Below are 14,375 nucleotides of genomic sequence, written 5' to 3'. Positions count from 1 at the left end.
CGCAGCTGCGGGGCGACGGCACCCGTTTTTTAGGGGCGCGGGGAACTGCGCGACAAGCCCCCACCGGCGGACAGGCGATGTGCCACCGCAAGTGGCTGCCACCCAGGCGCGGGGGGCGGGGCGGAGCCCCGGGGAGGGGGGACCGCCCCGCGGCGGGACGTTTCTGCTCAGGGCAGGGCGTCAGCCCTCTTCGTGTTGGACCGCGCGGCGCGCATCCGCGTCGAGGACGCCCCAGCCGATGAGCTGCTCGGTCAGGACCGAGGGCGACTGGTCGTAGATCACGGCGAGCGTGCGCAGGTCGTCCTGCCGGATCGACAGCACCTTGCCGTTGTAGTCGCCGCGCTGGCTCTGGATCGTCGCGGCGTACCGCTGGAGCGGGCCGGCCTTCTCCGGCGGGACCTGGGACAGCCGCTCCAGGTCGAGGACCAGCTTCGGCGGCGGCTCGGCCGCGCCGCCGGGAGTCGAGCCCGGCAGCAGTTCCTGGACCGGCACGCCGTAGAAGTCGGCGAGTTCGGCGAGGCGCTGGACGGTCACGGCACGGTCGCCGCGCTCGTACGAGCCGACGACCACTGCCTTCCAGCGGCCCTGGGACTTCTCCTCGACACCGTGCAGCGACAGTCCCTGCTGGGTGCGGATGGCGCGGAGCTTCGCGCCGAGCTGTTTGGCGTAATCGCTGGACATATGGCTCCCCGGACGGAATCTCGGTGACTCACTGTGAGGTTACGCAGCGTAATCCGCGCTCGTCAAGCCGAATAGGTCCGACCGGTCTCTGACCTGGGCGGTCCGGGTCACCTGATACGGTGATGGGCGTACCCCCGACGTCCTTTAACGCCCGTCCCGTGAGGCGGGGAAGGAGGTCCCCGACCCATGGTCGAGAACCACACGGCCGCTTCGGCCGACGAAGCTATTACCGCCGGTATCGCCGATCCCCGGCAGGACCGCCCGGTCCTTGAGGCACCCGACATCGCCCGGGTCCTCACCCGTATCGCCCACGAGATCGTCGAACGCGCCAAGGGCGCCGACGATGTGGTGCTCCTCGGCATTCCCACCCGCGGTGTGTTCCTGGCCCGCCGGCTGGCCGCCAAGCTCGCCGAGATCACCGGCCGCGAGACCGCGGTGGGCTCCCTCGACACCACCATGTACCGCGACGACCTGCGGCTGCGCCCGCCGCGCGCGCTGGCCACGACGGAGATCCCGGGTGACGGGATCGACGGCAGGCTCGTCGTCCTGGTGGACGACGTGCTCTTCTCCGGCCGCACCATCCGCGCCGCCCTCGACGCGCTGGGCGACATCGGCCGCCCGCGGGCCGTCCAGCTCGCCGTGCTGGTCGACCGGGGCCACCGCGAGCTGCCGATCCGCGCCGACTACGTCGGCAAGAACCTCCCGACCTCGCAGCGCGAGACCGTCAGGGTGCTGCTCACCGAGCAGGACGGGCGCGACAGCGTCCTGCTCGGCCAGCGCGACCCGGCACCGCGCAGCGGCACGGCAGCGGACGAGTAGCGCCGTACCGACGGGACCCCCACGCCGGGGTCCCGCGCCGCCGCATGCCCGAAGGCCGCACCGCCATGCCCCCGCACACCCGGAGACGAGTCACCATGAAGCGCCACCTGATCTCGGCCGCCGACCTCACCCGTGACGACGCCCTGCTGATCCTCGACACCGCCGAGGAGATGGCCCGCGTCGCCGACCGGCCGATCAAGAAGCTGCCCACCCTGCGCGGCCGCACCGTCGTCAACCTGTTCTTCGAGGACTCGACGCGCACCCGCATCTCCTTCGAGGCGGCGGCCAAGCGGCTGTCCGCCGACGTCATCAACTTCTCCGCCAAGGGCTCCTCGGTCTCCAAGGGCGAGTCCCTCAAGGACACCGCGCTGACGCTGGAGGCGATGGGCGCCGACGCCGTCGTCGTACGGCACCACTCCTCGGGCGCCCCGCACAACCTGGCCACCTCCGGCTGGATCAACGCCTCGGTGGTCAACGCCGGTGACGGCACGCACGAGCACCCCACGCAGGCGCTGCTGGACGCCTTCACGATGCGCCGCCACCTGTCCGGGGTGGGCCGCGACCTGGCCGGCCGCCGGATCACGATCGTCGGCGACATCCTGCACAGCCGTGTCGCCCGCTCCAACGTCCAGCTGCTGGCCACCCTCGGCGCCGGGGTCACCCTGGTCGCGCCGCCCACGCTGCTGCCGATCGGCGTGGAGACCTGGCCGTGCGAGGTCTCCTACGACCTGGACGCGGTCCTCGCGAAGTCCGACGCGGTCATGATGCTGCGGGTGCAGCGCGAGCGGATGAACGCCGCGTACTTCCCGACCGAGCGCGAGTACGCCCGCCGCTACGGCCTGGACGGCCGCCGGATGGCCGCGCTGCCCGAGCACGCCATCGTCATGCACCCCGGCCCGATGAACCGCGGCATGGAGATCACCGCCGAGGTCGCCGACTCGCCGCGCTGCACCGCGGTCGAGCAGGTCGCCAATGGCGTCAGCACCCGGATGGCGGTGCTGTACCTGCTGCTGGGCGGCTCCGAGCCGGCCCTCAGCACCGAACGACCCGCACCCGGCACGGAGCCGGGCACCGCCGCCCGCACCGAGGAGAGCAAGTGACCATGAGCGACACCACCCTGATCCGCGGCGCGAAGGTCCTCGGCGGCGCCGCGCAGGACGTGCTGATCACCGGCGAGACGGTGACCGCCGTCGGCGAGGGCCTGGCCGTCCCCGAGGGCGCGACGGTCGTCGAGGCGGCCGGGCACGTCCTGCTGCCCGGCCTGGTCGATCTGCACACCCACCTGCGCGAGCCCGGCCGGGAGGACTCCGAGACGGTGCTGACCGGCACCCGGGCGGCCGCGGCCGGCGGCTACACCGCCGTGCACGCCATGGCGAACACCTTCCCCGTCGCCGACACCGCGGGCGTCGTCGAGCAGGTCTGGCGGCTCGGCCGGGAGTCCGGCTACTGCGACGTCCAGCCGGTCGGCGCGGTCACCGTGGGCCTGGAGGGCAAGCAGCTCGCCGAGCTGGGCGCGATGGCCGACTCCGCCGCGCAGGTCCGGGTCTTCTCCGACGACGGCAAGTGCGTGGACGACGCGGTGATCATGCGCCGCGCGCTGGAGTACGTGAAGGCCTTCGACGGGGTCGTCGCCCAGCACGCCCAGGAGCCGCGGCTCACCGAGGGCGCCCAGATGAACGAGGGCACCGTCTCCGGCGAGCTGGGCCTGACCGGCTGGCCCGCGGTCGCCGAGGAGTCGATCATCGCCCGCGACGTGCTGCTGGCCGCGCACGTCGGCTCCCGCGTGCACATCTGCCACCTGTCCACGGCCGGGTCGGTGGAGATCGTGCGCTGGGCCAAGTCCAAGGGCTGGAACGTCACCGCCGAGGTCACCCCGCACCACCTGCTGCTGACCGACGAGCTGGTCCGCTCCTACGACCCGGTCTACAAGGTCAACCCGCCGCTGCGCACCGAGGCCGACGTTCTGGCGCTGCGCGAGGCGCTCGCGGACGGCACGATCGACTGCGTCGCCACCGACCACGCCCCGCACCCGCACGAGGACAAGGACTGCGAGTGGGCCGCCGCCGCCATGGGCATGGTCGGCCTGGAGACCGCGCTGTCCGTGGTGCAGCACACCATGGTCGACACCGGCCTGCTCGACTGGACCGGCGTCGCCGACCGGATGTCCGCCCGCCCCGCCGCCATCGGCCGGCTCGCCGGGCACGGCCGCCCGGTCGCCCCCGGCGAGCCCGCCAACCTGGTGCTGGTCGATCCCGCATACCGTGGGACCGTCAACCCCGCGGGCTTCGCCTCGCGCAGCCGCAACACCCCGTACGCGGGCCGTGAGCTGCCGGGCCGGGTCGTCGCCACCTTCCTGCGGGGCCGTGCGACGGTCAGGGACGGGAAGCTCGTATGACACCACTGGATCGGCTCACCCTCGCGGCCGCGCAGGCCGGGGACAAGCACTCGGCGAAGGTCACCCACTGGGGCGACCGGATCGGCTGGGTCGTGGGCCTGGCCCTGGTCGTCGGCCTCGTCTACTGGCTGATGCGGCAGGGCTGGCAGTGGCGCCGCACCCTCCAGGGCGGCCTGCCCGCCCTCCCGCAGCCCCCCGAGACCACCGGCGGGGTACTGCTCCAGGACGAGGGCCGCTACCACGGCAGCACCACCGCCGGGCAGTGGCTGGACCGCATCGTCGCGCACGGCCTGGGCGTCCGCAGCCGCGCCGGGCTCACCCTCACCGACCAGGGCCTGGACGTCGACCGCACCGGCGCACCCGGCTTCTTCGTCCCCACCGCCGCCCTGCGCGGCGCCCGGCTCGACAAGGGCATCGCCGGCAAGGTGCTCACCGAGGGCGGCCTGCTGGTCGTCACCTGGGAGCACGGCGGCACCCTCATCGACTCCGGCTTCCGCCTCGACAGCTCCGCGCGGCACCCCGCGTGGGCCGAGCGGATCACCGACCTCAGCGGCGACAGCGCTGTCGCCTTCACCGGCACCCGGCCGGAATCCGAGCAGCACCAGAAGGAAGGCGCGACATGACGACCTCCACCCGGGCGGCGCGCACGCCCGCCGTACTCGTCCTGGAGGACGGCCGCACCTTCCGCGGCCGCGCCTACGGCGCGGTGGGGGAGACCTTCGGCGAGGCGGTCTTCTCCACCGGCATGACCGGCTACCAGGAGACCCTGACCGACCCCTCCTACCACCGGCAGGTGGTCGTCATGACCGCCCCGCACGTCGGCAACACCGGCGTCAACGACGAGGACCCCGAGTCCCGCCGCATCTGGGTGTCCGGCTACGTCGTCCGCGACCCCGCCCGCCGCCCGTCCAACTGGCGCTCGGTGCGCTCGCTGGACGAGGAACTCGCCGCGCAGGGCGTCGTCGGCATCAGCGGCATCGACACCCGCGCCCTGACCCGGCACCTGCGCGAGCGCGGCGCCATGCGCGTCGGCATCTTCTCCGGCAACGCGGTGGCCGACGACGGCACCCTGCTGGCGAAGGTCCGCCAGGCGCCCGAGATGACCGGCGCCGACCTGGCCGGCGAGGTCGCCACCGAGCAGCCGTACGTCGTGCCCGCGATCGGCGCCAAGCGCTTCACCGTCGCCGCCCTCGACCTCGGCATCAAGGGCATGACCCCGCACCGGATGGCCGAGCGCGGCATCGAGGTGCACGTGCTGCCCGCGAACGCGACCGCCGAGGACGTGTACGCGGTCGCGCCCGACGGCGTCTTCCTGTCCAACGGCCCCGGCGACCCGGCCACCGCCGATCTCACCGTCGTCAAGGCGGTCCTGGAGCGCGGCACCCCGCTGTTCGGCATCTGCTTCGGCAACCAGCTGCTCGGCCGCGCCCTCGGCTTCGGCACGTACAAGCTCAAGTACGGCCACCGCGGCATCAACCAGCCGGTGCAGGACCGCGCCACCGGCAAGGTCGAGGTCACCGCGCACAACCACGGCTTCGCCGTCGACGCCCCCCTCGACGAGGTCAGCCAGACCCCGTACGGGCGCGCCGAGGTCAGCCACGTCTGCCTCAACGACCAGGTGGTGGAAGGCCTGCGGCTGCTCGACCGGCCCGCCTTCTCCGTCCAGTACCACCCCGAGGCCGCGGCCGGCCCGCACGACGCCGCGTACCTGTTCGACCGCTTCGTCAAGCTCATGGAGGCCCAGCGTGCCTAAGCGCACCGACATCCGGTCCGTTCTGGTCATCGGCTCGGGTCCGATCGTCATCGGCCAGGCCGCGGAGTTCGACTACTCCGGCACCCAGGCCTGCCGCGTCCTCAAGGCCGAGGGCCTGCGCGTCATCCTGGTCAACTCCAACCCGGCCACGATCATGACCGACCCGGAGATCGCCGACGCCACCTACGTCGAGCCGATCACCCCGGAGTACGTCGAGAAGATCATCGCCAAGGAGCGCCCCGACGCGCTGCTGCCCACCCTCGGCGGCCAGACCGCGCTCAACACCGCGATCGCGCTGCACGAGAACGGCACCCTCACCGAGTACGGCGTCGAGCTGATCGGCGCCAACGTCGAGGCCATCCACAAGGGCGAGGACCGCGACCAGTTCAAGCGCGTCGTCGAGGCGGTCCGCGGCAAGATCGGCCACGGCGAGTCCGCCCGCTCGGTCATCTGCCACTCCATGGACGACGTCCTCGCCGGCGTCGACACCCTCGGCGGCTACCCCGTCGTCGTCCGCCCCTCCTTCACCATGGGCGGCGCCGGCTCCGGCTTCGCGCACGACGAGGAGGAGCTGCGCCGCATCGCCGGCCAGGGCCTGACCCTGTCGCCGACGACCGAGGTGCTGCTGGAGGAGTCCATCCTCGGCTGGAAGGAGTACGAGCTGGAGCTGATGCGCGACAAGCACGACAACGTCGTGGTCGTCTGCTCCATCGAGAACTTCGACCCGATGGGCGTGCACACCGGCGACTCCATCACCGTCGCGCCCGCCATGACGCTCACCGACCGCGAGTACCAGATCCTGCGCGACGTCGGCATCGCCGTGATCCGCGAGGTCGGCGTCGACACCGGCGGCTGCAACATCCAGTTCGCGGTCAACCCCGAGGACGGCCGGGTCATCGTCATCGAGATGAACCCCCGGGTCTCCCGCTCCTCCGCGCTGGCGTCCAAGGCCACCGGCTTCCCGATCGCCAAGATCGCCGCCCGCCTCGCCGTCGGCTACACCCTCGACGAGATCCCCAACGACATCACCGAGAAGACCCCGGCGTCCTTCGAGCCCACGCTCGACTACGTCGTGGTCAAGGTGCCGCGCTTCGCCTTCGAGAAGTTCCCCGCCGCCGACTCCACCCTCACCACCACCATGAAGTCGGTCGGCGAGGCCATGGCCATCGGCCGCAACTTCACCGAGGCCCTCAACAAGGCGCTGCGCTCGCTGGAGAAGAAGGGCTCGCAGTTCGACTTCGCGACCCCCGCCGACCCGGCCGCCAAGGCCGGGCTGCTGGAGCTCGCCGCCGTCCCCACCGACGGCCGGATCAACACCGTCATGGCCGCGATCCGGGCCGGCGCCACCCCCGAGGAAGTCTTCGCGTCCACGAGGATCGACCCGTGGTTCGTCGACCAGCTCTTCCTCATCCACGAGTACGCCGAGGAGCTGGCCGCCGCCGACCGCCTCGACCCCGACCTGCTCGCCGAGGCCAAGCGGCACGGCTTCTCCGACGCCCAGATCGCCGGCATCCGCGACCTGCGCGAGGAGACCGTCCGCGAGGTGCGGCACGCGCTCGGCATCCGCCCGGTCTACAAGACCGTCGACACCTGCGCCGCCGAGTTCGCCGCCGCCACGCCGTACTTCTACTCCTCCTACGACGAGGAGACCGAGGTCGCGCCGCGGAGCAAGCCCGCGGTCATCATCCTGGGCTCCGGGCCCAACCGCATCGGCCAGGGCATCGAGTTCGACTACTCCTGCGTGCACGCCTCCTTCGCGCTGCACGACGCCGGGTACGAGACGGTCATGGTCAACTGCAACCCGGAGACCGTCTCCACCGACTACGACACCTCCGACCGGCTCTACTTCGAGCCGCTCACCCTGGAGGACGTCCTGGAGATCGTGCACGCCGAGACGCAGGCGGGCCCGGTCGCCGGTGTCATCGTCCAGCTCGGCGGCCAGACCCCGCTGGGCCTCGCCCAGGCCCTCAAGGACAACGGCGTGCCGGTCGTCGGCACCTCGCCCGAGGCCATCCACCTCGCCGAGGACCGCGGCGCCTTCGGCCGCGTCCTCGCCGACGCCGGTCTGCCCGCGCCCAAGCACGGCACCGCCACGTCCTTCCCCGGCGCCAAGGCCATCGCCGACGAGATCGGCTACCCGGTCCTCGTCCGGCCGTCCTACGTGCTCGGCGGGCGCGGCATGGAGATCGTCTACGACGAGACGCGGCTCGCCGCGTACATCGCCGAGTCCACCGAGATCAGCCACGACCGCCCGGTCCTCGTCGACCGCTTCCTCGACGACGCCATCGAGATCGACGTGGACGCGCTCTACGACGGCCACGAGCTCTACCTCGGCGGCGTCATGGAGCACATCGAGGAAGCCGGCATCCACTCCGGCGACTCCGCGTGCGCGCTGCCCCCGATCACGCTCGGCGGCCACGACATCAAGCGGCTGCGCGCCTCCACCGAGGCCATCGCCCGCGGCGTCGGGGTGCGCGGCCTGATCAACATCCAGTTCGCGCTCGCCGGGGACATCCTCTACGTCCTGGAGGCCAACCCGCGCGCCTCCCGCACCGTCCCCTTCACCTCCAAGGCCACCGCGGTGCCGCTCGCCAAGGCCGCCGCCCGTATCTCGCTCGGCGCGACCGTCGCCGAACTGCGCGCCGAGGGCCTGCTGCCCGCCACCGGCGACGGCGGGGAACTGCCGCTGGACGCGCCGATCTCCGTCAAGGAGGCCGTGCTGCCCTGGAGCCGCTTCCGCGACCCGCAGGGCCGCGGCGTCGACACCATCCTCGGCCCGGAGATGCGCTCCACCGGCGAGGTCATGGGCATCGACGCGGTCTTCGGCACCGCCTACGCCAAGTCCCAGGCCGGTGCGTACGGGGCCCTGCCCAGCAAGGGCCGCGCCTTTGTCTCGGTCGCCAACCGCGACAAGCGCGCCCTGATCTTCCCGGCCCGTGCGCTCATCGAGCACGGCTTCGAGCTGCTCGCCACCTCCGGCACCGCGGAGGTGCTGCGCCGCAACGGCATCCACGCGAAGGTCGTGCGCAAGCAGAGCGAGGGCGTCGGGCCCGAGGGCGAGCCCACGATCGTCACCCTCATCCACGAGGGCGAGGTGGACCTCATCGTGAACACCCCGTTCGGCACCGGGGGCCGTCTCGACGGGTACGACATCCGCACGGCCGCGGTGTCGCGGGGCATCCCCTGCCTCACGACGGTCCAGGCGCTCGCCGCGGCGGTCCAGGGCATCGACGCGCTGACCCGCGGGGAGATCGGGGTGGGCTCCCTCCAGGAGCACGCCGCCCGCCTGGCGGCCAGCCGCGCCTAGCCGCGCCTAACCGCGCGGGGCGGGCGGGTGGGGGGCGCCCGGGAGGTGCCCCCCACACGCCCCCTGGCGGGGCGCACCGAACCGTACGACGAGAAAGCGACGCATGTACGAGTTGCTCTTCCGGATGCTCTTCCGGCGGATGGACGCCGAGAAGGCGCATCACCTGGCCTTCGGGTGGATCCGGGCCGCGGCCCGGATCCCCGGGGTCCGCGCGCTGGCCGCCCGTGTGCTGGCCCCGCGGTACCCGGCCCTGCGGACCACCGCGTTCGGGCGGACGATGCCGGGCCCGTTCGGGCTGGCCGCCGGCTTCGACAAGAACGCGGTGGCCGTCGACGGCATGGCGATGCTCGGGTTCGACCACGTCGAGATCGGTACGGTCACCGCGCGCCCGCAGCCCGGCAATCCGCAGCCGCGGCTCTTCCGGCTGGTGCCGGACCGCGCGCTGATCAACCGGATGGGGTTCAACAACGACGGCTCCGCCGCCGTCGCGGCCCGGCTCGCGGCGCGGCGGGCCGTCTTCCCGGTCACCGTGGGCGTCAACATCGGCAAGACCAAGGTCGTCCCCGAGGGTGAGGCCGTACAGGATTACGTGACCTCCGCCGAGCGGCTGGCCCGGCACGCCGACTATCTGGTTGTCAATGTGTCCTCGCCGAACACGCCGGGGCTGCGCAACCTTCAGGCCACCGAGGCGCTGCGGCCGCTGCTGACCGGGGTGCGGGAGGCTGCCGACCGGGCGGTGCCCGAGCGGCGGGTGCCGCTGCTGGTCAAGATCGCGCCGGACCTCGCCGACGAGGACGTGGACGCGGTCGCCGACCTGGCCGTCGAGCTGGGTCTGGACGGCATCATCGCCACCAACACCACGATCGCCCGCGAGAGCCTGGGCCTGACCGGCGACCCCGCGATCGCGGCCGAGACCGGCGGGCTGTCCGGGGCGCCGCTGCGGGACCGCTCGCTGGAGGTGCTGCGGCGGCTGTACGCGCGGGTCGGCGACCGGATCACGCTGATCGGCGTCGGCGGTGTCGCGGACGCCGAGGACGCGTGGCGGCGCATCCTCGCCGGTGCGACGCTCGTGCAGGGCTACAGCGCCTTCATCTACCGCGGGCCGTTCTGGATGCGCTCGGTCCACAAGGGGCTGGCCGCCCGGCTGGCCGCGAGCCCGTACGCCACCCTCGCCGACGCGGTCGGCGCCGACAGCAGGAAGGCCACCTCGTGAGCACCGAGCAGGAACCCTTCGGCGCGCGGCTGCGCCGGGCCATGGACACCCGCGGGCAGCTGTGCGTCGGGATCGACCCGCACGCCGCGCTGCTCGCCGAGTGGGGCGTCGGCGACGACGTCGCGGGGCTGGAGCGCTTCGCGATGACCACGGTCGAGGCGCTGGGGGAGCAGGTCGCGGTGTTCAAGCCGCAGTCGGCGTTCTTCGAGCGCTTCGGCTCGCGCGGGGTCGCGGTGCTGGAGCGGGCCGTCGCGGCGGCCCGGCAGGCGGGCGCCCTGGTGCTGATGGACGCCAAGCGGGGCGACATCGGCTCGACCATGGCCGCGTACGCCGCCACCTACCTGGACCCGGCCTCGCCGCTGTTCAGCGACGCGGTCACGGTCAGCCCCTACCTGGGCTTCGGCTCGCTGCGGCCCGCGCTGGACGCGGCCAGGGCGGCGGGCTCGGGCGTCTTCGTGCTGGCGCTGACCTCGAACCCGGAGGGCGCCGAGGTGCAGCGCGCGACGGCGGCGGACGGGCGGCCGGTCGCCCAGGTGATGCTGGACGCCATCGCCGAGGAGAACGACGGGACGGCGCCGCTCGGCTCGGTCGGCGCGGTGGTCGGCGCGACGCTGGGCCGGGCGGGGGTGAACCTCGCGGTGAACGGGCCGCTGCTGGCGCCGGGCGTCGGCGCGCAGGGGGCGACCCCGGCCGACCTCCCGGAGGTCTTCGGCACGGCGCTGGGCAACGTGCTGCCGAGCGTGAGCCGCGGGGTGCTGCGGCACGGACCGGACGCGGCGGCGCTGCGCGGAGCCGTCCAGTGGTACACCGACGAGGTCCGTACGGCCTTCGCGGCGGCCTGAGGGTCCCCGCGGCGCCCCGGCGCGGCGGCCGGCTCCGCCAGACGGGTCACCAAGCGGGGCAATAGTGCGGTAATACCTGCGGGTAATACGGTCGAATATCGAACAGAAAAAGGGCCGGATTCAACCACCTGTGACTTTGCGCCCGCAAGCTGTTCCGCTTTGTCCCAAATATCCCCTCGGATCAAGGCTGACCAGGACTTTTCGACTGTTCTCGCTGACTTGAGCCGTCCGGACCGCTAGTCTCCGACAGGAGCGCGCAGTTCACTCGCGCAGCTCCTCACCCCCGCACCAGTGCGGGGGGAGCGTGTATCCACACGGTCCATATCCGATTGCTCTACTTCCGAGGTGACGTAGGCGTGGCTCTTCCGCCCCTTACCCCTGAACAGCGCGCTGCCGCGCTCGAAAAGGCCGCCGCGGCTCGCCGGGAGCGCGCCGAGGTCAAGAACCGACTGAAGCACTCCGGCGCGTCCCTGCACGAGGTCATCAAGCAAGGCCAGGAGAACGACGTCATCGGCAAGATGAAGGTCTCCGCCCTGCTCGAGTCCCTTCCCGGTGTCGGGAAAGTGCGCGCCAAGCAGATCATGGAGCGGCTCGGTATCTCCGAGAGCCGCCGGGTGCGCGGTCTTGGCTCGAACCAGATCGCTTCCCTGGAGCGGGAGTTCGGCGGCACCGCCGCCTGATGTCCCGGGTCCTTCGGGAACCAGGGATAATCGCTCCATGAGCTCTGCTGTCTCCCGGGGGGCCGCCGGCCCCCTCGCTCCGCAGGGGGCCACCGCGGCCCCCCCGGTCAGACGTCCGCGACTGACCGTGCTCTCCGGCCCCTCCGGGGTCGGCAAGAGCACGGTCGTCGCCCACCTGCGCACCGTGCACCCCGAGGTGTGGCTCTCGGTGTCGGCGACGACCAGAAAGCCCCGCCCCGGTGAACGGGACGGTGTGCAGTATTTCTTCGTCGACGACGACGAGTTCGACAAACTCGTCGCGAACGGCGAACTGCTGGAGTGGGCCGAATTCGCCGGTCACCGCTACGGCACCCCGAGGCAGGCGGTACTCGACCGGCTCGCCGCCGGTGACCCCGTGCTGCTGGAGATCGACCTCCAGGGCGCCCGACTGGTGCGCGAGTCGATGCCGGAGGCCGATCTGGTCTTCCTCGCCCCGCCCAGCTGGGACGAGCTGGTCCGCCGGCTCACCGGCCGGGGCACCGAGTCGCCCGAGGTGATCGAGCGCCGACTGGCCGCGGCCCGGGTCGAGCTGGCCGCCGAGTCCGAGTTCGACCGCACCCTTGTCAACACCTCCGTCGAGGATGTAGCGCGTGAGCTGCTAGCCTTGATGCACATCGACTGAGTGGCATCTTTGTCCCGCGCGCCGGACCCCGGTCCGGCTTCCGCGCCCGCCACCCGGTCCGCACCGTCCACTCGTTCCCGTCAGTAGGGGTAGGTAGAGCGTGTCCTCTTCCATCACCACGCCCGAGGGCATCATCAACCCGCCGATCGACGAACTGCTCGAGGCGACCGACTCCAAGTACAGCCTGGTGATCTACGCGGCCAAGCGCGCCCGCCAGATCAACGCGTACTACTCCCAGCTCGGCGAGGGCCTGCTGGAGTACGTCGGCCCCCTGGTGGACACGCACGTCCACGAGAAGCCGCTGTCGATCGCGCTGCGCGAGATCAACGCGGGTCTGCTGACCTCCGAGGCCGTCGAGGCCCCGGCCACCTGAGCAGCCGCACCGCGCATCACGCGTACACAACCGCATGACCACAGGCCCGGCGGCGCGACCGCCGGGCCTGTGGTGTGTCATGGGAGCAGCGGCACCGGCACCGGCGGGGGCCGGTGAGGGCGCGACGGCAGACGGGAGAGACGCATGGAGCGGCAGGCGGACGGTACGGCGGGCGGCAGGCCCCGGGTCGTGCTCGGGGTCGGCGGCGGCATCGCGGCGTACAAGTCCTGCGAGCTGCTGCGGCGGCTCACCGAGTCGGGGCACGACGTCACCGTGGTGCCCACCGAGTCGGCGCTGAACTTCGTCGGCGAGGCCACCTGGTCCGCGCTGTCCGGCCACCCGGTCGCCACCGGCGTGTGGACCGGCGTCCACGAGGTGCCGCACGTCAGGATCGGCCAGCACGCCGACCTGGTGGTCGTCGCCCCGGCCACCGCCGACCTGCTCGCACGGGCCGCCCACGGCCTGGCCGACGACCTGCTCACCAACACCCTGCTCACCGCGCGCTGCCCGGTCGTCTTCGTCCCCGCCATGCACACCGAGATGTGGGAGCACCCCGCGACCCAGGAGAACGTCGCGACGCTGCGCCGCCGCGGCGCCGTGGTCGTCGAGCCCGCGGTAGGCCGCCTCACCGGTGTCGACACCGGCAAGGGGCGGCTGCCCGAGCCCGCGGAGATCTTCGAGGTCTGCCGCCGGGTGCTCGCCCGCGGTGGCCTCACCCGGGACCTGGCCGGCCGCCATGTGGTCGTCAGCGCCGGCGGCACCCGCGAGGCGCTGGACCCCGTCCGCTTCCTCGGCAACCGCTCCTCCGGCAAGCAGGGCTACGCGCTCGCCCGGACCGCGGTCGCGCGCGGCGCCCGGGTCACACTGGTCGCCGCCAACACCGCGCTGCCCGATCCGGCGGGCGCCGACGTGGTGCCGGTCGGCAGCGCCGAGCAGCTGCGCGAGGCGGTGCTCGCCGCGTCCCGGGACGCCGACGCGGTCGTGATGGCCGCGGCTGTCGCGGACTTCCGTCCGTCTCATTACGCGGATATGAAGATCAAGAAGCGGGACGGCCAGGGGCCCGAGCCGATCCGGCTCACCGAGAACCCCGACGTCCTCGCGGGCCTGTCCGCGGACCGTCCGCACCCCGGACTCGTCGTCGTCGGCTTCGCCGCGGAGACCGACGACGTCCTCGCCAACGGGCGCAGGAAACTCGCCCGCAAGGGCTGTGACCTGCTGGTCGTCAACGAGGTGGGGGAGGGCACGGCCTTCGGCACCGACCACAACGCCGCCGTCGTGCTGGGTGCCGACGGCAGCGAGACGGAGGTGCCGTACGGCCCGAAGGAGGTGCTCGCCGACACGGTCTGGGATCTTGTGTCCGTCCGGTTCGGCGGCACCACCCGAACGGGCTGACGCCCCCCGACCAGGCCATCGCGCGGAAATCCCCCGAACGGGCGTAACGAAACGGGCGGAAATCCCACGAAATGCCTCCGTGGCGGGACTGATCGTCATACCGCCACGAGAAGTGACGCAGGTCATGCCGCATCCAAGGAACGAGATGTCGTGTCCGCTCGGGCGGCGCGAACGATAAACTTGCCGCCGGAGTGCCGGGCGCAGCCCCGCGCACTCCACCAAGAATCAGCCAGCAGCCGCTGCAACCCCAGGGAGCGAT

13 protein-coding genes are annotated in these 14,375 nt (G+C 72.4%); 12 read left to right on the top strand and 1 reads right to left on the bottom strand.

Annotated elements, in window-relative coordinates; all coding sequences use genetic code 11:
• Positions 1-180: 180 nt before the first annotated feature.
• Positions 181-681, bottom strand: a complete 501-nt coding sequence (gene bldD, locus ACWERV_RS11825; protein WP_031515395.1) for a transcriptional regulator BldD — start codon at positions 679-681, stop codon at positions 181-183.
• 186 nt (positions 682-867) lie between these two features.
• Here bldD and pyrR point away from each other — a divergent pair, with 186 nt between their 5' ends.
• The 12 genes from pyrR (at position 868) to coaBC (ending at position 14,116) form a co-directional block, all read left to right on the top strand.
• Entirely contained in the window at positions 868-1,500 is a 633-nt protein-coding gene (gene pyrR / locus ACWERV_RS11820) for a bifunctional pyr operon transcriptional regulator/uracil phosphoribosyltransferase PyrR (protein ID WP_398180275.1), read from the top strand.
• A gap of 95 nt (positions 1,501-1,595) precedes the next feature.
• A complete protein-coding gene (locus ACWERV_RS11815; RefSeq protein ID WP_398180271.1) occupies positions 1,596-2,600 on the top strand; it encodes an aspartate carbamoyltransferase catalytic subunit in 1,005 nt (334 codons plus the stop codon).
• A 2-nt stretch (positions 2,601-2,602) separates the two neighbouring features.
• On the top strand, positions 2,603-3,895 hold the full coding sequence (locus ACWERV_RS11810; RefSeq protein ID WP_452931734.1) for a dihydroorotase: 1,293 nt from the start codon (positions 2,603-2,605) through the stop codon (positions 3,893-3,895).
• A complete protein-coding gene (locus ACWERV_RS11805; RefSeq protein WP_398180265.1) occupies positions 3,892-4,518 on the top strand; it encodes a PH-like domain-containing protein in 627 nt (208 codons plus the stop codon). The genes ACWERV_RS11810 and ACWERV_RS11805 overlap by 4 nt, the downstream gene beginning before the upstream one ends.
• Positions 4,515-5,648: a glutamine-hydrolyzing carbamoyl-phosphate synthase small subunit gene (gene carA, locus ACWERV_RS11800; RefSeq protein ID WP_398180262.1), complete on the top strand. Its 1,134-nt coding sequence runs from the start codon at positions 4,515-4,517 to the stop codon at positions 5,646-5,648. The genes ACWERV_RS11805 and carA overlap by 4 nt, the downstream gene beginning before the upstream one ends.
• Positions 5,641-8,955: a carbamoyl-phosphate synthase large subunit gene (gene carB / locus ACWERV_RS11795; protein ID WP_452931730.1), complete on the top strand. Its 3,315-nt coding sequence runs from the start codon at positions 5,641-5,643 to the stop codon at positions 8,953-8,955. Before carA ends, carB begins: the two co-directional genes overlap by 8 nt.
• Before the next feature lie 103 nt (positions 8,956-9,058).
• A complete protein-coding gene (locus ACWERV_RS11790; protein ID WP_452931728.1) occupies positions 9,059-10,168 on the top strand; it encodes a quinone-dependent dihydroorotate dehydrogenase in 1,110 nt (369 codons plus the stop codon).
• Positions 10,165-11,010, top strand: a complete 846-nt coding sequence (gene pyrF / locus ACWERV_RS11785) for an orotidine-5'-phosphate decarboxylase (RefSeq protein ID WP_452931726.1) — start codon at positions 10,165-10,167, stop codon at positions 11,008-11,010. The genes ACWERV_RS11790 and pyrF overlap by 4 nt, the downstream gene beginning before the upstream one ends.
• Positions 11,011-11,366: 356 nt before the next feature.
• A complete protein-coding gene (locus tag ACWERV_RS11780; protein WP_031515413.1) occupies positions 11,367-11,690 on the top strand; it encodes an integration host factor in 324 nt (107 codons plus the stop codon).
• Between the two features lie 37 nt (positions 11,691-11,727).
• Positions 11,728-12,351, top strand: coding sequence for a guanylate kinase (gmk, locus tag ACWERV_RS11775; RefSeq protein ID WP_398180250.1), 624 nt, complete (start codon positions 11,728-11,730; stop codon positions 12,349-12,351).
• A gap of 100 nt (positions 12,352-12,451) precedes the next feature.
• A complete protein-coding gene (gene rpoZ, locus ACWERV_RS11770; RefSeq protein ID WP_031515417.1) occupies positions 12,452-12,724 on the top strand; it encodes a DNA-directed RNA polymerase subunit omega in 273 nt (90 codons plus the stop codon).
• Positions 12,725-12,868: 144 nt separating this feature from the next.
• Entirely contained in the window at positions 12,869-14,116 is a 1,248-nt protein-coding gene (gene coaBC / locus ACWERV_RS11765) for a bifunctional phosphopantothenoylcysteine decarboxylase/phosphopantothenate--cysteine ligase CoaBC (RefSeq protein ID WP_452931722.1), read from the top strand.
• Positions 14,117-14,375: the final 259 nt, after the last annotated feature.

This window comes from Streptomyces sp. NPDC004031, assembly GCF_053604375.1.
This window is presented reverse-complemented; position numbering and strand designations above follow the sequence as displayed.

What these genes read in the sequence shown, in the direction of transcription:
- ACWERV_RS11810 (WP_452931734.1), top strand. Translation starts at nt 2,603, where the DNA reads ATGAGCGACACCACCCTGATCCGCGGCGCGAAGGTCCTCGGCGGCGCC.
- ACWERV_RS11815 (WP_398180271.1), top strand. Translation starts at nt 1,596, where the DNA reads ATGAAGCGCCACCTGATCTCGGCCGCCGACCTCACCCGTGACGACGCC.
- ACWERV_RS11805 (WP_398180265.1), top strand. Translation starts at nt 3,892, where the DNA reads ATGACACCACTGGATCGGCTCACCCTCGCGGCCGCGCAGGCCGGGGAC.
- ACWERV_RS11790 (WP_452931728.1), top strand. Translation starts at nt 9,059, where the DNA reads ATGTACGAGTTGCTCTTCCGGATGCTCTTCCGGCGGATGGACGCCGAG.
- carA (WP_398180262.1), top strand. Translation starts at nt 4,515, where the DNA reads ATGACGACCTCCACCCGGGCGGCGCGCACGCCCGCCGTACTCGTCCTG.
- bldD (WP_031515395.1), bottom strand. Translation starts at nt 681, where the DNA reads ATGTCCAGCGATTACGCCAAACAGCTCGGCGCGAAGCTCCGCGCCATC.
- pyrR (WP_398180275.1), top strand. Translation starts at nt 868, where the DNA reads ATGGTCGAGAACCACACGGCCGCTTCGGCCGACGAAGCTATTACCGCC.
- gmk (WP_398180250.1), top strand. Translation starts at nt 11,728, where the DNA reads ATGAGCTCTGCTGTCTCCCGGGGGGCCGCCGGCCCCCTCGCTCCGCAG.
- coaBC (WP_452931722.1), top strand. Translation starts at nt 12,869, where the DNA reads ATGGAGCGGCAGGCGGACGGTACGGCGGGCGGCAGGCCCCGGGTCGTG.